This window comes from Pseudomonas faucium (assembly GCF_021602585.1).
Lineage (GTDB): Bacteria > Pseudomonadota > Gammaproteobacteria > Pseudomonadales > Pseudomonadaceae > Aquipseudomonas > Aquipseudomonas faucium.
Genome location: NZ_BQIP01000002.1, coordinates 315,521 through 328,981, shown reverse-complemented (window position 1 = coordinate 328,981; position 13,461 = coordinate 315,521). Strand labels below are relative to the sequence as shown.

14 protein-coding genes are annotated in these 13,461 nt (G+C 60.0%); all 14 read left to right on the top strand.

Going from position 1 to position 13,461, the window contains the following annotated elements; genetic code table 11:
• The first annotated feature begins 36 nt into the window (after positions 1-36).
• The 14 genes from mnmE (at position 37) to L6D75_RS04145 (ending at position 13,340) form a co-directional block, all read left to right on the top strand.
• Complete coding sequence (mnmE, locus tag L6D75_RS04210) at positions 37-1,407, top strand: tRNA uridine-5-carboxymethylaminomethyl(34) synthesis GTPase MnmE (protein ID WP_176511757.1); 1,371 nt, start codon at positions 37-39, stop codon at positions 1,405-1,407.
• A 440-nt stretch (positions 1,408-1,847) separates the two neighbouring features.
• Positions 1,848-3,740 carry a tRNA uridine-5-carboxymethylaminomethyl(34) synthesis enzyme MnmG gene (mnmG, locus tag L6D75_RS04205; protein WP_176511758.1) on the top strand — a complete coding sequence of 631 codons (1,893 nt, stop codon included), beginning with the start codon at positions 1,848-1,850 and terminating at the stop codon, positions 3,738-3,740.
• Complete coding sequence (gene rsmG, locus L6D75_RS04200; protein ID WP_176511759.1) at positions 3,737-4,387, top strand: 16S rRNA (guanine(527)-N(7))-methyltransferase RsmG; 651 nt, start codon at positions 3,737-3,739, stop codon at positions 4,385-4,387. The genes mnmG and rsmG overlap by 4 nt, the downstream gene beginning before the upstream one ends.
• Positions 4,388-4,405: 18 nt before the next feature.
• Complete coding sequence (locus L6D75_RS04195; protein WP_176511760.1) at positions 4,406-5,197, top strand: ParA family protein; 792 nt, start codon at positions 4,406-4,408, stop codon at positions 5,195-5,197.
• Positions 5,198-5,206: 9 nt separating this feature from the next.
• Positions 5,207-6,079, top strand: a complete 873-nt coding sequence (locus L6D75_RS04190) for a ParB/RepB/Spo0J family partition protein (RefSeq protein WP_176511761.1) — start codon at positions 5,207-5,209, stop codon at positions 6,077-6,079.
• A 148-nt stretch (positions 6,080-6,227) separates the two neighbouring features.
• Complete coding sequence (locus L6D75_RS04185; protein WP_176511762.1) at positions 6,228-6,635, top strand: F0F1 ATP synthase subunit I; 408 nt, start codon at positions 6,228-6,230, stop codon at positions 6,633-6,635.
• A gap of 16 nt (positions 6,636-6,651) precedes the next feature.
• The gene (gene atpB, locus L6D75_RS04180; protein ID WP_016394319.1) at positions 6,652-7,521 is read left to right on the top strand and encodes a F0F1 ATP synthase subunit A; all 870 of its coding nucleotides are present in this window, start codon (positions 6,652-6,654) and stop codon (positions 7,519-7,521) included.
• A 143-nt stretch (positions 7,522-7,664) separates the two neighbouring features.
• Entirely contained in the window at positions 7,665-7,922 is a 258-nt protein-coding gene (atpE, locus tag L6D75_RS04175; protein WP_003097235.1) for a F0F1 ATP synthase subunit C, read from the top strand.
• Between the two features lie 56 nt (positions 7,923-7,978).
• On the top strand, positions 7,979-8,449 hold the full coding sequence (locus tag L6D75_RS04170) for a F0F1 ATP synthase subunit B (protein WP_176511763.1): 471 nt from the start codon (positions 7,979-7,981) through the stop codon (positions 8,447-8,449).
• Between the two features lie 12 nt (positions 8,450-8,461).
• The gene (locus L6D75_RS04165; protein ID WP_176511764.1) at positions 8,462-8,998 is read left to right on the top strand and encodes a F0F1 ATP synthase subunit delta; all 537 of its coding nucleotides are present in this window, start codon (positions 8,462-8,464) and stop codon (positions 8,996-8,998) included.
• A 21-nt stretch (positions 8,999-9,019) separates the two neighbouring features.
• Positions 9,020-10,564: a F0F1 ATP synthase subunit alpha gene (gene atpA / locus L6D75_RS04160; RefSeq protein ID WP_176511765.1), complete on the top strand. Its 1,545-nt coding sequence runs from the start codon at positions 9,020-9,022 to the stop codon at positions 10,562-10,564.
• 48 nt (positions 10,565-10,612) lie between these two features.
• Positions 10,613-11,473 (top strand): F0F1 ATP synthase subunit gamma, encoded by an 861-nt coding sequence (gene atpG, locus L6D75_RS04155; protein ID WP_176511766.1) that lies wholly within the window; start codon positions 10,613-10,615, stop codon positions 11,471-11,473.
• Positions 11,474-11,500: 27 nt separating this feature from the next.
• A complete protein-coding gene (gene atpD, locus L6D75_RS04150) occupies positions 11,501-12,877 on the top strand; it encodes a F0F1 ATP synthase subunit beta (RefSeq protein ID WP_008092236.1) in 1,377 nt (458 codons plus the stop codon).
• Between the two features lie 43 nt (positions 12,878-12,920).
• Positions 12,921-13,340: a F0F1 ATP synthase subunit epsilon gene (locus L6D75_RS04145; RefSeq protein WP_176511767.1), complete on the top strand. Its 420-nt coding sequence runs from the start codon at positions 12,921-12,923 to the stop codon at positions 13,338-13,340.
• Positions 13,341-13,461: the final 121 nt, after the last annotated feature.

Sequence of the window (13,461 nt, the reverse complement as noted above, 5' to 3'; positions counted from 1 at the left end):
TGCTATCTGTCGTATTTGTCGTAGAGGCTTTCGAGCATGAACACTGTGCGTGAAACCATCGCAGCCATCGCCACCGCCCAGGGCCGCGGCGGTGTCGGCATCGTCCGCCTGTCCGGGCCACTGGCGGCCAAGGCTGGCCAACTCATCACCGGCCGCAGCCTGACCCCGCGCCATGCCCACTACGGCCCGTTCCGCGACGAGCAAGGGCTGGTGCTGGATGAAGGCATCGCGCTGTTCTTCCCGGGGCCGAACTCGTTCACCGGTGAGGATGTGCTGGAGCTGCAGGGCCATGGCGGCCCGGTGGTGCTGGATATGCTGCTGCAGCGCTGCGTCGAGGTCGGTTGCCGTCTGGCGCGCCCGGGCGAGTTCAGCGAGCGGGCATTTCTCAACGACAAGCTCGACCTGGCCCAGGCCGAGGCCATTGCCGACCTCATCGAGGCCAGCTCCAGCCAGGCGGCGCGCAATGCGTTGCGCTCGCTGCAGGGCGAATTCTCCAAGCGTGTGCACAGCCTGACCGAGGCGCTGATTGCCCTGCGCATCTACGTCGAGGCGGCCATCGACTTCCCGGAAGAAGAAATCGACTTCCTCGCTGACGGGCATGTGCTGTCGATGCTCGACACCGTGCGTGGCGAGTTGTCCACAGTGCAGCGCGAAGCCGGGCAGGGCGCCTTGCTGCGTGACGGCATGACCGTGGTGATCGCCGGCAGGCCCAACGCCGGCAAGTCGAGCCTGCTCAATACCCTGGCCGGCCGCGAGGCGGCGATCGTCACCGATATCGCCGGCACCACCCGGGACATCCTGCGCGAACATATCCACATCGATGGCATGCCGCTGCACGTGGTCGACACGGCAGGCCTGCGCGACACCGATGACCATGTGGAAAAGATCGGCGTGGAACGCGCGCTCAAGGCCATTGGCGAAGCCGACCGGGTGTTGCTGGTGGTGGACTCCACCGCCCCCGAGGCGAGCGACCCGTTTGCCCTGTGGCCGGAGTTCCTGGACCAGCGGCCAGACCCGGCCAAGGTCACGCTGATTCGCAACAAGGCCGACCTCAGTGGCGAGCGGGTAGCGCTGGAACAATGCGACGACGGGCACGTGACGATCACCCTGAGCGCCAAGGGCGACGACCAGGGGCTGCAGCTGCTGCGCGAACACCTCAAGGCCTGCATGGGCTACGAGCAGACCGCAGAGAGCGGCTTCAGCGCCCGCCGGCGCCACCTGGATGCACTGCGCCAGGCCAGCGACCACCTGGAACACGGGCGTGCCCAATTGACCCTGGCCGGGGCCGGAGAGCTGCTGGCAGAAGATTTGCGACAGGCACAGCAGGCACTGGGTGAAATCACCGGAGCCTTCAGTTCGGATGACCTGCTCGGCAGGATTTTCTCGAGTTTCTGCATCGGCAAGTAGTCCACAACCTGCCAGACCCAGGCCGCTCCTTCATGGAGCGGCTTTTTTTTGCCCGCAGGAGCCCTGTGGGTAACTCGCCTTCAGGTCAGTTGATAAGCAGGCCTTTTTTCTGAGGACAAAGCGGCCTGTGGGTAAAGAGGCATTTAATCCACAGGCTAAAACCGGTTATCCAGAACCCTCATGGCCATCCAGACACAGGGTTTAATTTCTCTCTACACAACGGTTGATAAGGGATACAGAACGTTATCCACAGATATCCGTGTGCATAAGAATAAACATAAAAACAAAGCTTTTTTAAATTTCTCTTCTTTGATTTCTGTTGTCTGCCACTCATCCACAGCCTGGTCAAAATTTGCGCAAAAGGTTTCTTTAGAGGGGGTGAAGTCCCTATACTTGTCGGCTTACCTTCTCTATTCGCAAAAACAGGCACGAGGTGCGTGGTGGATTTCCCTTCCCGTTTTGAAGTGATCGTCATCGGCGGCGGCCATGCCGGTACCGAGGCTGCGCTTGCGTCTGCACGCATGGGTGTGAAAACCCTGCTGTTGACCCATAACGTGGAAACCCTCGGTCACATGAGCTGCAACCCCGCGATCGGTGGTATTGGCAAGAGCCATCTGGTCAAAGAGATCGATGCCCTCGGCGGCGCGATGGCATTGGCCACCGACAAGAGCGGTATCCAGTTCCGCATCCTGAACAACCGCAAGGGTCCGGCCGTGCGCGCCACCCGAGCGCAGGCAGACCGCGCCATCTACAAGGCGGTGGTGCGCGAGATCCTGGAAAACCAGCCGAACCTGTGGATATTCCAGCAGTCGTGCGACGACCTGATCGTCGAGCAGGACCAGGTCAAAGGCGTGGTCACCCAGATGGGCCTGCGCTTCTTCGCCGAACAAGTGGTACTGACCACCGGTACCTTCCTCGGTGGGCTTATCCACATCGGTTTGCAAAACCACTCCGGTGGCCGCGCCGGTGACCCACCCTCGATCGCCCTGGCCCACCGCATGCGTGAACTGCCGCTGCGCGTCGGCCGCTTGAAAACCGGTACGCCGCCGCGTATCGACGGGCGTTCGGTAGATTTCTCGGTGATGACCGAGCAGCCAGGCGACACGCCGATCCCGGTGATGTCGTTCATGGGCAATGCGCAGATGCACCCGCGCCAGGTCAGCTGCTGGATCACCCACACCAACGCCCGCACCCACGAGATCATCGCCTCGAACCTCGACCGTTCGCCGATGTACTCCGGGGTCATCGAAGGCGTCGGCCCGCGCTACTGCCCGTCGATCGAAGACAAGATCCACCGCTTCGCCGACAAGGAAAGCCACCAGGTGTTCATCGAGCCGGAAGGCCTGACCACCCACGAGCTGTACCCCAACGGCATTTCCACTTCGCTGCCGTTCGACGTGCAGCTGGAACTGGTGCGCTCGATCCGCGGCATGGAAAATGCCCACATCGTGCGCCCCGGCTACGCCATCGAGTACGACTACTTCGACCCGCGCGACCTCAAGTACAGCCTGGAGACCAAGGTCATCGGCGGCCTGTACTTCGCCGGCCAGATCAACGGCACCACCGGTTACGAAGAAGCTGGCGCCCAGGGCCTGCTGGCCGGGACCAACGCCGCGCTGCGCGCCCAGGGCCGCGAAAGCTGGTGCCCGCGCCGCGACGAGGCGTACATCGGTGTGCTGGTCGACGACCTGATCACCCTGGGTACCCAGGAGCCTTACCGCATGTTCACTTCGCGCGCCGAGTACCGGCTGATCCTGCGCGAAGACAACGCCGACCTGCGCCTGACCGAAAAAGGCCGTGAACTGGGCCTGATCGATGACCAGCGCTGGGCCGCCTTCTGCGCCAAGCGCGATGGCATCGAGCGTGAGGAACAGCGCCTGAAGTCGACCTGGGTACGCCCCAATACCCCGCAAGGTCAGGCCGTTGTGGATAAGTTCGGCACCCCGCTGAGCCACGAGTACAGCCTGCTCAACCTGCTCGCCCGCCCGGAAATCGACTACGCCGGGCTGATCGAGGCGACCGGCGGTGAGGTCATCGACCCGCAGGTTGCCGAGCAGGTCGAGATCAAGACCAAGTACGCCGGCTACATCGACCGCCAGCAGGATGAAATCGCCCGCCTGCGCGCCAGCGAAGACACGCGCCTGCCTGTGGATATCGACTACGCCACGATTTCCGGCCTGTCCAAGGAAATCCAGGGCAAGCTGGGCCAGACCCGCCCAGAGACGCTGGGCCAGGCTTCGCGTATCCCGGGCGTTACCCCGGCGGCGATTTCCCTGTTGCTGATTCATCTGAAAAAACGCGGCGCTGGCCGCGAATTGGAGCAAAGCGCTTGAGTTCCCTGGTCACCCCGCAGCACGCAGAAGAGTTGTCCACAGGCGCGCGCCAGCTCGGCATCGAGCTGAGCGCGCAGCAGCACGAAGCGCTGCTGGGCTACCTGGCCCTGTTGATCAAGTGGAACAAAGCCTACAACCTGACCGCCGTGCGCGATCCGGACGAGATGGTCTCGCGCCATCTGCTCGACAGCCTCAGCGTCATGGGGTTTATCCACAGCGACCGCGAAACCTGGCTGGATGTGGGCAGCGGCGGTGGCATGCCGGGCATTCCGTTGGCTATCCTGCACCCGCACAAACAGGTGACGGTGCTGGATGCCAACGGCAAGAAGACGCGCTTTCTGACCCAGGTCAAAATGGAGCTGAAACTGGAAAACCTCACGGTTATCCACAGCCGCGTCGAGGCCTTCCAGCCCGCGCAGCCGTTCAGCGGCATCATCTCCCGCGCCTTCAGCAGCATGGAGAACTTCACCAACTGGACCCGCCACTTGGGCGACACCGGGACGCAATGGCTTGCAATGAAGGGGCTGCATCCTGCCGATGAACTGGTAGCATTGCCCGCAGACTTCACAGTGGAAAGCGAGCAGGCCCTGACCGTTCCAGGTTGCCAGGGCCAGCGCCATCTGCTGATACTGCGCCGCAAGGCATGACTGGGAACACACGCAACAATGGCTAAGGTATTCGCAATCGCGAACCAGAAAGGTGGAGTGGGCAAAACCACCACCTGTATCAATCTTGCTGCATCGCTGGCCGCGACCAAGCGTCGTGTGCTGCTGATCGACCTCGATCCGCAGGGCAACGCCACCATGGGCAGCGGTGTGGACAAACACGAACTCGAGCATTCGGTCTACGACCTGTTGATCGGCGAATGCGACCTTGCCCAGGCCATGCACTACTCCGAGCACGGCGGCTTCCAGCTGCTGCCGGCCAACCGCGACCTGACTGCCGCGGAAGTGGTGCTGCTGGAGATGCAGGTCAAGGAGAGCCGCCTGCGCAATGCCCTGGCGCCGATCCGCGAGAGCTACGACTACATCCTCATCGACTGCCCACCGTCGCTGTCGATGCTGACGCTCAACGCCCTGGTCGCCTCCGATGGCGTGATCATCCCGATGCAGTGCGAGTACTACGCACTGGAAGGTCTCAGCGACCTTGTGGATAACATCAAGCGCATCGCCGCCCGCCTGAACCCGCAACTGAAGATCGAAGGCCTGCTGCGGACCATGTACGACCCGCGCCTGAGCCTGAACAACGATGTTTCGGCGCAGCTCAAGGAGCACTTCGGCGAGCAGCTGTACGACACGGTCATCCCGCGCAACATCCGCCTGGCGGAGGCGCCGAGCTTCGGCATGCCGGCACTGGCCTACGACAAGCAATCGCGTGGTGCACTCGCCTACCTGGCCCTGGCCGGGGAACTGGTGCGCCGTCAACGCCGTCAATTACGCACTGCACAAACAACTTAAGGAATCCGCATGGCCGTTAAGAAACGGGGTCTCGGACGTGGGTTGGATGCACTGCTCAGTGGTCCGTCCGTCAGCGCGCTCGAAGAGCAGGCTGTGAAGATCGACCAGAAAGAACTGCAACACCTGCCGGTCGAACTGATCCAGCGCGGCAAGTATCAGCCGCGCCGCGACATGGATCCGGTGGCGCTGGAAGAACTGGCGCACTCGATTCGCAGCCATGGCGTGATGCAGCCGATCGTGGTCCGCCCGATCGATGGCAACCGCTATGAAATCATCGCCGGTGAACGCCGCTGGCGCGCCACCCAGCAGGCCGGCCTGGACACCATCCCGGCGATGGTCCGCGAAGTGCCCGACGAAGCGGCCATCGCCATGGCCCTGATCGAGAACATCCAGCGCGAGGACCTCAACCCGCTGGAAGAGGCCCTGGCCCTGCAGCGGCTGCAGCAGGAGTTCGAACTGACCCAGCAACAGGTGGCGGATGCCGTGGGCAAGTCGCGGGTCACCGTGGCCAACCTGCTGCGTCTGATCTCGCTGCCGGAAGCGATCAAGACCATGCTCGCCCACGGCGACCTGGAGATGGGCCACGCACGTGCTTTGCTCGGCCTGGAAGAAGATCGCCAGGAAGAAGGGGCGCGACATGTTGTCGCACGTGGCCTCACCGTGCGCCAAACCGAGGCACTGGTGCGCCAGTGGCTCAGCGGCAAACCTGATCCGGTCGAACCGAGCAAACCTGATCCGGATATCGAGCGCCTTGAACAGCGGCTTGCAGAGCGCCTGGGCTCGCCCGTGCAGATACGCCACGGGAACAAGGGAAAAGGGCAATTGGTTATTCGTTACAACTCGCTTGACGAGTTGCAAGGTGTGCTTGCTCACATCCGCTGAAACAATTCCTGTTGTAGCGCTCAGTCGGAAATCACTACGAAGAGTTGAATAGGGGTTAATCCACCCCTATACTCTGCGCGCATTTTGTCGGCACAAATTATGCCAAGTCGTTGCTGACTTGTTGGTCGACTTTCGAGGAGCAGTTTTGATGGAAATCCGCACGCCAAACCGCCTGCCTTTCCATCGCTGGGCGGTTTTCCCGGTACTGCTGGCTCAATTTGTAGTACTGCTGCTGGCAACGCTGGTGTTGTGGCAGTGGAAAGGGGTGGTCAGTGGATATTCAGGCCTTTGCGGAGGTTTGATTGCCTGGCTGCCCAATTTGTATTTCGCCTGGAAGGCTTTTCGCTTCAGCGGAGCCCGGGCGGCGCAGGCCATCGTCAAGTCGTTCTACGCAGGCGAGGCAGGCAAGATGATTTTGACGGCAGTGCTGTTCGCACTGACCTTCGCAGGAGTGAAGCCACTGGCGCCGTTAGCAGTATTCGGCGTCTTCGTGTTGACCCTTTTGGTCAGCTGGTTCGCGCCCCTGCTGATGAATAAAAGACTTTCGAGACCTTAGGGCGTTTGAGGCAACCATGGCAGCAGAAACCGCTTCGGGCTATATCCAGCACCACTTGCAGAACCTGACCTACGGTCAACTACCAGACGGCAGCTGGGGCTTCGCCCATTCGGCTGCAGAAGCCAAGGCAATGGGCTTCTGGGCGTTCCACCTGGACACCCTGGGTTGGTCCGTCGCGCTGGGTCTGATCTTCCTGTTCATTTTCCGCATGGCGGCGAAGAAGGCGACTTCCGGCCAGCCTGGCGGTCTGCAGAACTTCGTTGAAGTGATGGTGGACTTCGTACACGGCAGCGTGAAGGATTCCTTCCACGGCCGTAGCCCGGTGATTGCTCCGCTGGCGCTGACCATCTTCGTCTGGGTGTTCCTGATGAACGCCATCGACCTGGTACCGGTCGACTGGATTCCTCAGCTGGCCATCCTGATCTCCGGTGACCCGCACATTCCGTTCCGCGCCGTGTCGACCACCGACCCGAACGCGACCCTGGCCATGGCCTTCTGCGTGTTCGCCCTGATCATCTTCTACAGCATCAAGGTCAAGGGCCTGGGCGGCTTCATCGGTGAGCTGACCCTGCACCCGTTCGGCAGCAAGAACATCTTCCTGCAGATCCTGCTGATTCCGGTCAACTTCCTGCTCGAATTCGTCACCCTGATCGCCAAGCCGATCTCGCTGGCACTGCGACTGTTCGGCAACATGTACGCCGGCGAGCTGGTGTTCATCCTGATCGCGGTGATGTTCGGCGCCGGCATCCTCTGGCTCAGCGGCCTGGGTGTGGTGCTGCAGTGGGCGTGGGCTGTGTTCCACATCCTGATCATCACCCTGCAAGCTTTCATCTTCATGATGCTTACCATCGTCTACCTGTCGATGGCTCACGAAGATAACCATTAAGACCGCCTGGCGTGTCTGATAGCCTTCCCCGCTCGTTTGGGGGGAGGGCTTTAAAAGTCCGCAAGGGCAGCTGTACCAAACGATTTGTTTTACCGCTTCAAACTAAAAACCTAACCAATACGACGTAAAAGTCGGGAGGAAAGATGGAAACTGTAGTTGGTCTGACCGCTATCGCTGTTGCTCTGCTGATCGGCCTGGGTGCTCTGGGTACCGCCATTGGTTTCGGCCTGCTGGGCGGCAAGTTCCTGGAAGGCGCTGCTCGTCAGCCTGAGATGGTGCCGATGCTGCAGGTCAAAATGTTCATCGTTGCCGGTCTGCTCGACGCCGTAACCATGATCGGTGTTGGTATCGCTCTGTTCTTCACCTTCGCGAATCCGTTCGTTGGTCAGATCGCCGGCTAATCACTCGTATTCACGAGTTGATGGCTGTATGAATTAAGACCGAGCGAGGTGTTGGCGTGAACATTAATGCAACCCTGATTGGCCAATCCGTTGCTTTTCTGATTTTTGTACTCTTCTGCATGAAGTATGTATGGCCTCCGGTCATCACTGCTCTGCACGAGCGCCAAAAGAAGATTGCCGACGGCTTGGACGCTGCCAACCGCGCAGCTCGCGACCTGGAGCTGGCCCAAGAGAAAGTGGGTCAGCAACTGCGTGAAGCTAAAGCACAGGCAGCCGAAATCATTGAGCAAAGCAAGAAACGCGCTGCTCAGCTTGTCGAGGAAGCCCGTGATCAGGCCCGCGTCGAAGCTGACCGTGTGAAGGCTCAGGCTCTGGCCGAGATCGAACAGGAACTGAACAGCGCCAAAGACGCTCTGCGTGCCCAAGTGGGTGCTCTGGCCGTTGACGGTGCTGAAAAGATCCTTGGCGCCACAATCGATCAAAACGCGCATGCGGAGCTGGTTAACAAACTGGCCGCTGAAATTTAAGCGAGGGCGATCATGGCAGAACTGACCACGTTGGCCCGACCTTACGCTAAGGCTGCCTTTGAGCATGCCCAGGCCCATCAGCAACTGGCCAATTGGTCAGCCATGCTCGGCCTGGCTGCTGCGGTGTCGCAAGACGACACCATGCAGCGCCTGCTCAAGGCCCCGCGACTGACGAGCGCAGAAAAGGCCGCCACGTTCATTGACGTGTGCGGTGACAAGTTCAATGCACAGGCACAGAATTTCATTCGTGTTGCCGCGGAAAACGACCGTCTCCTGCTTCTGCCGGAGATTGCCGCTCTGTTCGACCTGCTGAAGGCCGAGCAAGAGAAATCCGTGGACGTGGAAGTCACCAGTGCCTTCGCGTTGAACCAAGAACAGCAAGACAAACTCGCCAAGGTTCTCAGTGCACGGTTAGGCCAGGAAGTGCGCCTGCACGCGTCGGAGGATGCCAGCCTGATTGGCGGCGTCGTCATCCGCGCTGGTGACCTGGTAATCGATGGCTCTGTTCGCGGCAAAATCGCGAAACTGGCCGAAGCATTGAAATCTTGAGTTTGAAGGGGCAGCAGAGCAATGCAGCAACTCAATCCTTCCGAAATTAGTGAAATCATCAAGGGCCGCATCGACAACCTCGATGTGAGCTCCCAAGCCCGTAACGAAGGTACCGTTGTTTCGGTATCCGACGGTATCGTGCGGATCCACGGTCTGGCCGACGTCATGTACGGCGAAATGATCGAGTTCCCTGGCGGCGTCTACGGCATGGCACTGAACCTGGAGCAAGACTCCGTGGGTGCAGTGATCCTGGGTGCCTATGACACCCTCGCCGAAGGCATGAGCGCCAAGTGCACCGGCCGCATCCTGGAAGTTCCCGTTGGTAAGGAACTGCTGGGCCGCGTCGTCGACGCACTGGGCAACCCGATCGACGGCAAAGGTCCACTGGGTCACACCCAGACCGACGCGGTCGAGAAAGTAGCTCCAGGCGTGATCTGGCGTAAGTCGGTAGACCAGCCTGTACAGACTGGCTACAAGTCCGTCGACGCCATGATCCCTGTCGGCCGTGGCCAGCGCGAGCTGATCATCGGTGACCGTCAGATCGGCAAGACCGCCATGGCCATCGACGCCATCATCAACCAGAAAGACTCCGGTATTTTCTGTGTGTATGTGGCTGTCGGCCAGAAGCGTTCCACCGTTGCCAACATCGTTCGCAAGCTGGAAGAAAACGGCGCCCTGGCCAACACCATCGTGGTCGTTGCCAGTGCTTCGGAATCCGCCGCACTGCAGTTCCTGGCACCTTACGCCGGCTGCACCATGGGCGAGTTCTTCCGTGACCGCGGTGAAGACGCCCTGATCGTTTACGATGACCTGTCCAAGCAGGCCGTTGCCTACCGTCAGATCTCCCTGCTGCTGCGCCGTCCACCAGGACGTGAAGCGTACCCAGGTGACGTGTTCTATCTCCACTCCCGTCTGCTGGAGCGTGCATCGCGCGTTTCCGAAGAGTACGTCGAGAAGTTCACCAATGGCGCAGTCACTGGCAAAACCGGTTCCCTGACCGCTCTGCCGATCATCGAAACCCAGGCTGGCGACGTTTCCGCGTTCGTTCCGACCAACGTGATTTCCATCACCGACGGTCAGATCTTCCTGGAATCGGCCATGTTCAACTCGGGCATCCGCCCTGCAGTGAACGCCGGTGTTTCGGTATCCCGCGTAGGTGGTGCCGCTCAGACCAAGATCATCAAGAAGCTGTCCGGTGGTATTCGTACCGCTCTGGCTCAGTACCGTGAACTGGCGGCATTCGCCCAGTTCGCTTCCGATCTGGACGAAGCGACCCGCAAGCAGCTCGAGCATGGTCAGCGCGTTACCGAGCTGATGAAGCAGAAGCAGTACGCGCCGATGTCCATCGCGGACATGGCTCTGTCGCTGTACGCCGCTGAGCGTGGTTTCCTGACTGACGTAGAAGTCTCCAAGATCGGCAGCTTCGAGCAAGCACTGATCGCCTTCTTCAACCGTGATCACGCCGAACTGATGGCGAAGATCAACGTGAAGGGTGACTTCAACGACGAAATCGACGCAGGCCTGAAAGCCGGTATCGAGAAGTTCAAGGCCACCCAGACCTGGTAAGCCGCAGCGGGGGCCCAGGCCCCCGCTTGCTAACCTGATAGGTGATACATGGCAGGCGCAAAAGAGATTCGCAGTAAGATTGCGAGCATCAAAAGCACGCAAAAAATTACCAGCGCCATGGAGAAAGTGGCGGTCAGCAAGATGCGCAAGGCACAAATGCGCATGGCTGCTAGCCGTCCTTACGCGGAGCGTATCCGCCAGGTGATCGGTCATCTGGCCAACGCCAACCCGGAATACCGCCACCCGTTCATGATCGAGCGCCCTGTAAAGCGCGTCGGTTATATCGTGGTGAGCAGTGACCGTGGTCTGTGCGGTGGCTTGAACACCAACCTGTTCAAGGCCCTGGTCAAGGACATGAACGTAAACCGCGAACAGGGCGTTGAAATCGACCTGTGCGTGATCGGCAGCAAGGGTGCGACTTTCTTCCGCATCTTTGGCGGCAACGTCGTAGCCGCGATCAGCCACCTGGGCGAAGAGCCATCGATCAACGATCTGATCGGCTCCGTCAAAGTGATGCTGGACGCCTACCTGGACGGCCGTATCGATCGCCTTTCGGTGGTTTCGAACAAGTTCATCAACACCATGACCCAAACTCCAACGGTCGAGCAATTGGTACCGTTGGTGGCAACCCCGGATCAGGATCTCAAGCATCACTGGGATTACCTGTACGAACCCGACGCAAAAGAGCTGCTGGACGGCTTGATGGTGCGTTACGTGGAGTCGCAGGTGTACCAGGCGGTGGTCGAGAACAACGCTGCTGAACAAGCGGCCCGGATGATCGCGATGAAGAACGCCACAGACAACGCCGGTGATTTGATCAAAGAGCTTCAGTTGATCTACAACAAGGCGCGTCAGGCTGCGATCACCCAGGAGATCTCGGAAATCGTCGGCGGCGCTGCCGCGGTTTAACGGTTCAAAAATTCAGAGGATCCAGCTATGAGTAGCGGACGTATCGTTCAAATCATCGGCGCCGTCATCGACGTGGAATTCCCACGTGACGTCGTGCCGAGTGTATACAACGCGCTGAAAGTACAAGGCGCGGAAACCACCCTCGAAGTTCAGCAGCAGCTGGGCGACGGCGTGGTTCGTACCATTGCGATGGGCTCCACCGAAGGCCTGAAGCGCGGTCTGGATGTCGTTGACACCGGCGCTGCCATTTCCGTTCCTGTTGGTAAGGCCACTCTGGGCCGCATCATGGACGTTCTGGGCAACCCGATCGACGAAGCCGGCCCGATCGGCGAAGAAGAGCGTCGCGGTATCCACCAGCCAGCGCCTTCGTTCGCTGACCAGGCAGGCGGCAACGACCTGCTGGAAACCGGCATCAAGGTTATCGACCTGGTTTGCCCGTTCGCCAAGGGTGGTAAGGTTGGTCTGTTCGGTGGTGCCGGTGTCGGCAAGACCGTAAACATGATGGAACTGATCCGTAACATCGCCATGGAACACAGCGGTTACTCCGTGTTCGCTGGTGTGGGTGAGCGTACTCGTGAGGGTAACGACTTCTACCACGAGATGAAGGACTCCAACGTTCTCGACAAGGTAGCGCTGGTCTACGGTCAGATGAACGAGCCACCAGGAAACCGTCTGCGCGTAGCGCTGACCGGCCTGACCATGGCTGAGAAATTCCGTGACGAAGGTAACGACGTTCTGCTGTTCGTCGACAACATCTATCGTTACACCCTGGCCGGTACCGAAGTATCCGCACTGCTGGGCCGTATGCCTTCGGCAGTAGGTTACCAGCCGACCCTGGCTGAAGAGATGGGCGTTCTGCAAGAGCGCATCACCTCCACCAAGGAAGGTTCGATCACCTCCGTGCAGGCCGTATACGTACCTGCGGACGACTTGACCGACCCGTCGCCAGCCACCACCTTCGCCCACTTGGACGCCACCGTCGTTCTGTCCCGTGACATCGCCTCCCTGGGTATCTACCCAGCGGTCGACCCACTGGACTCGACTTCGCGCCAGCTGGACCCGAACGTGATCGGCAACGAGCACTACGACACCGCGCGTGGCGTTCAGTATGTTCTGCAGCGCTACAAAGAGCTGAAGGACATCATCGCGATCCTGGGTATGGACGAACTGTCCGAAAGCGACAAGCAACTGGTAGCCCGCGCTCGTAAGATCCAGCGCTTCCTGTCGCAGCCGTTCTTCGTGGCCGAAGTCTTCACCGGCTCGCCAGGCAAGTACGTGTCCCTCAAAGACACCATCGCTGGCTTCAGCGGCATCCTCAAAGGTGACTACGACCACCTGCCAGAACAAGCGTTCTACATGGTCGGCAGCATCGACGAAGCGATCGAGAAAGCCAAGAAACTGTAATTCCTGCGCCCCGCAAGGGGCGCTATCAGGTTGAGGCAAGCAGATGGCTATGACAGTCCATTGCGATATCGTCAGCGCGGAAGGAGAGATTTTCTCCGGCCTGGTCGAGATGGTGGTTGCGCACGGTAACCTGGGTGATCTTGGTATCGCTCCAGGCCACGCGCCGCTGATCACCAATCTGAAGCCTGGTCCGATCACGCTGACCAAGCAGGGTGGCGCCCAAGAGGTGTTCTACATCTCTGGTGGTTTCCTCGAGGTTCAGCCGAACATGGTCAAGGTGCTTGCCGATACCGTGCAACGTGCTGCAGACCTGGATGAAGCTCAGGCCCAGGAAGCCCTCAAGGCTGCCGAAAACGCCCTGAGTCTGAAAGGCGCGGACTTCGACTACAGCGCCGCCGCCGCACGTCTGGCCGAGGCCGCAGCCCAGCTGCGTACCGTCCAGCAAATGCGCAGAGGCAAGTAATCGGCCCCGGCTGATCACTTCTGTAGCGATTGAGTAAAAGGGTAGCCTCGGCTACCCTTTTTCTTTTTCCGTTTTTCCCTCCCGGTCATTTCACTGACCACCCAGGATTGGTAGCCAGTCA

Excerpts from the sequence above, each read along its gene's own strand:
- L6D75_RS04185 (WP_176511762.1), top strand. The coding sequence starts at position 6,228 with ATGGAAATCCGCACGCCAAACCGCCTGCCTTTCCATCGCTGGGCGGTT.
- L6D75_RS04145 (WP_176511767.1), top strand. The coding sequence starts at position 12,921 with ATGGCTATGACAGTCCATTGCGATATCGTCAGCGCGGAAGGAGAGATT.
- atpD (WP_008092236.1), top strand. The coding sequence starts at position 11,501 with ATGAGTAGCGGACGTATCGTTCAAATCATCGGCGCCGTCATCGACGTG.
- L6D75_RS04165 (WP_176511764.1), top strand. The coding sequence starts at position 8,462 with ATGGCAGAACTGACCACGTTGGCCCGACCTTACGCTAAGGCTGCCTTT.
- atpA (WP_176511765.1), top strand. The coding sequence starts at position 9,020 with ATGCAGCAACTCAATCCTTCCGAAATTAGTGAAATCATCAAGGGCCGC.
- atpB (WP_016394319.1), top strand. The coding sequence starts at position 6,652 with ATGGCAGCAGAAACCGCTTCGGGCTATATCCAGCACCACTTGCAGAAC.
- L6D75_RS04195 (WP_176511760.1), top strand. The coding sequence starts at position 4,406 with ATGGCTAAGGTATTCGCAATCGCGAACCAGAAAGGTGGAGTGGGCAAA.
- L6D75_RS04190 (WP_176511761.1), top strand. The coding sequence starts at position 5,207 with ATGGCCGTTAAGAAACGGGGTCTCGGACGTGGGTTGGATGCACTGCTC.
- atpE (WP_003097235.1), top strand. The coding sequence starts at position 7,665 with ATGGAAACTGTAGTTGGTCTGACCGCTATCGCTGTTGCTCTGCTGATC.
- mnmE (WP_176511757.1), top strand. The coding sequence starts at position 37 with ATGAACACTGTGCGTGAAACCATCGCAGCCATCGCCACCGCCCAGGGC.
- atpG (WP_176511766.1), top strand. The coding sequence starts at position 10,613 with ATGGCAGGCGCAAAAGAGATTCGCAGTAAGATTGCGAGCATCAAAAGC.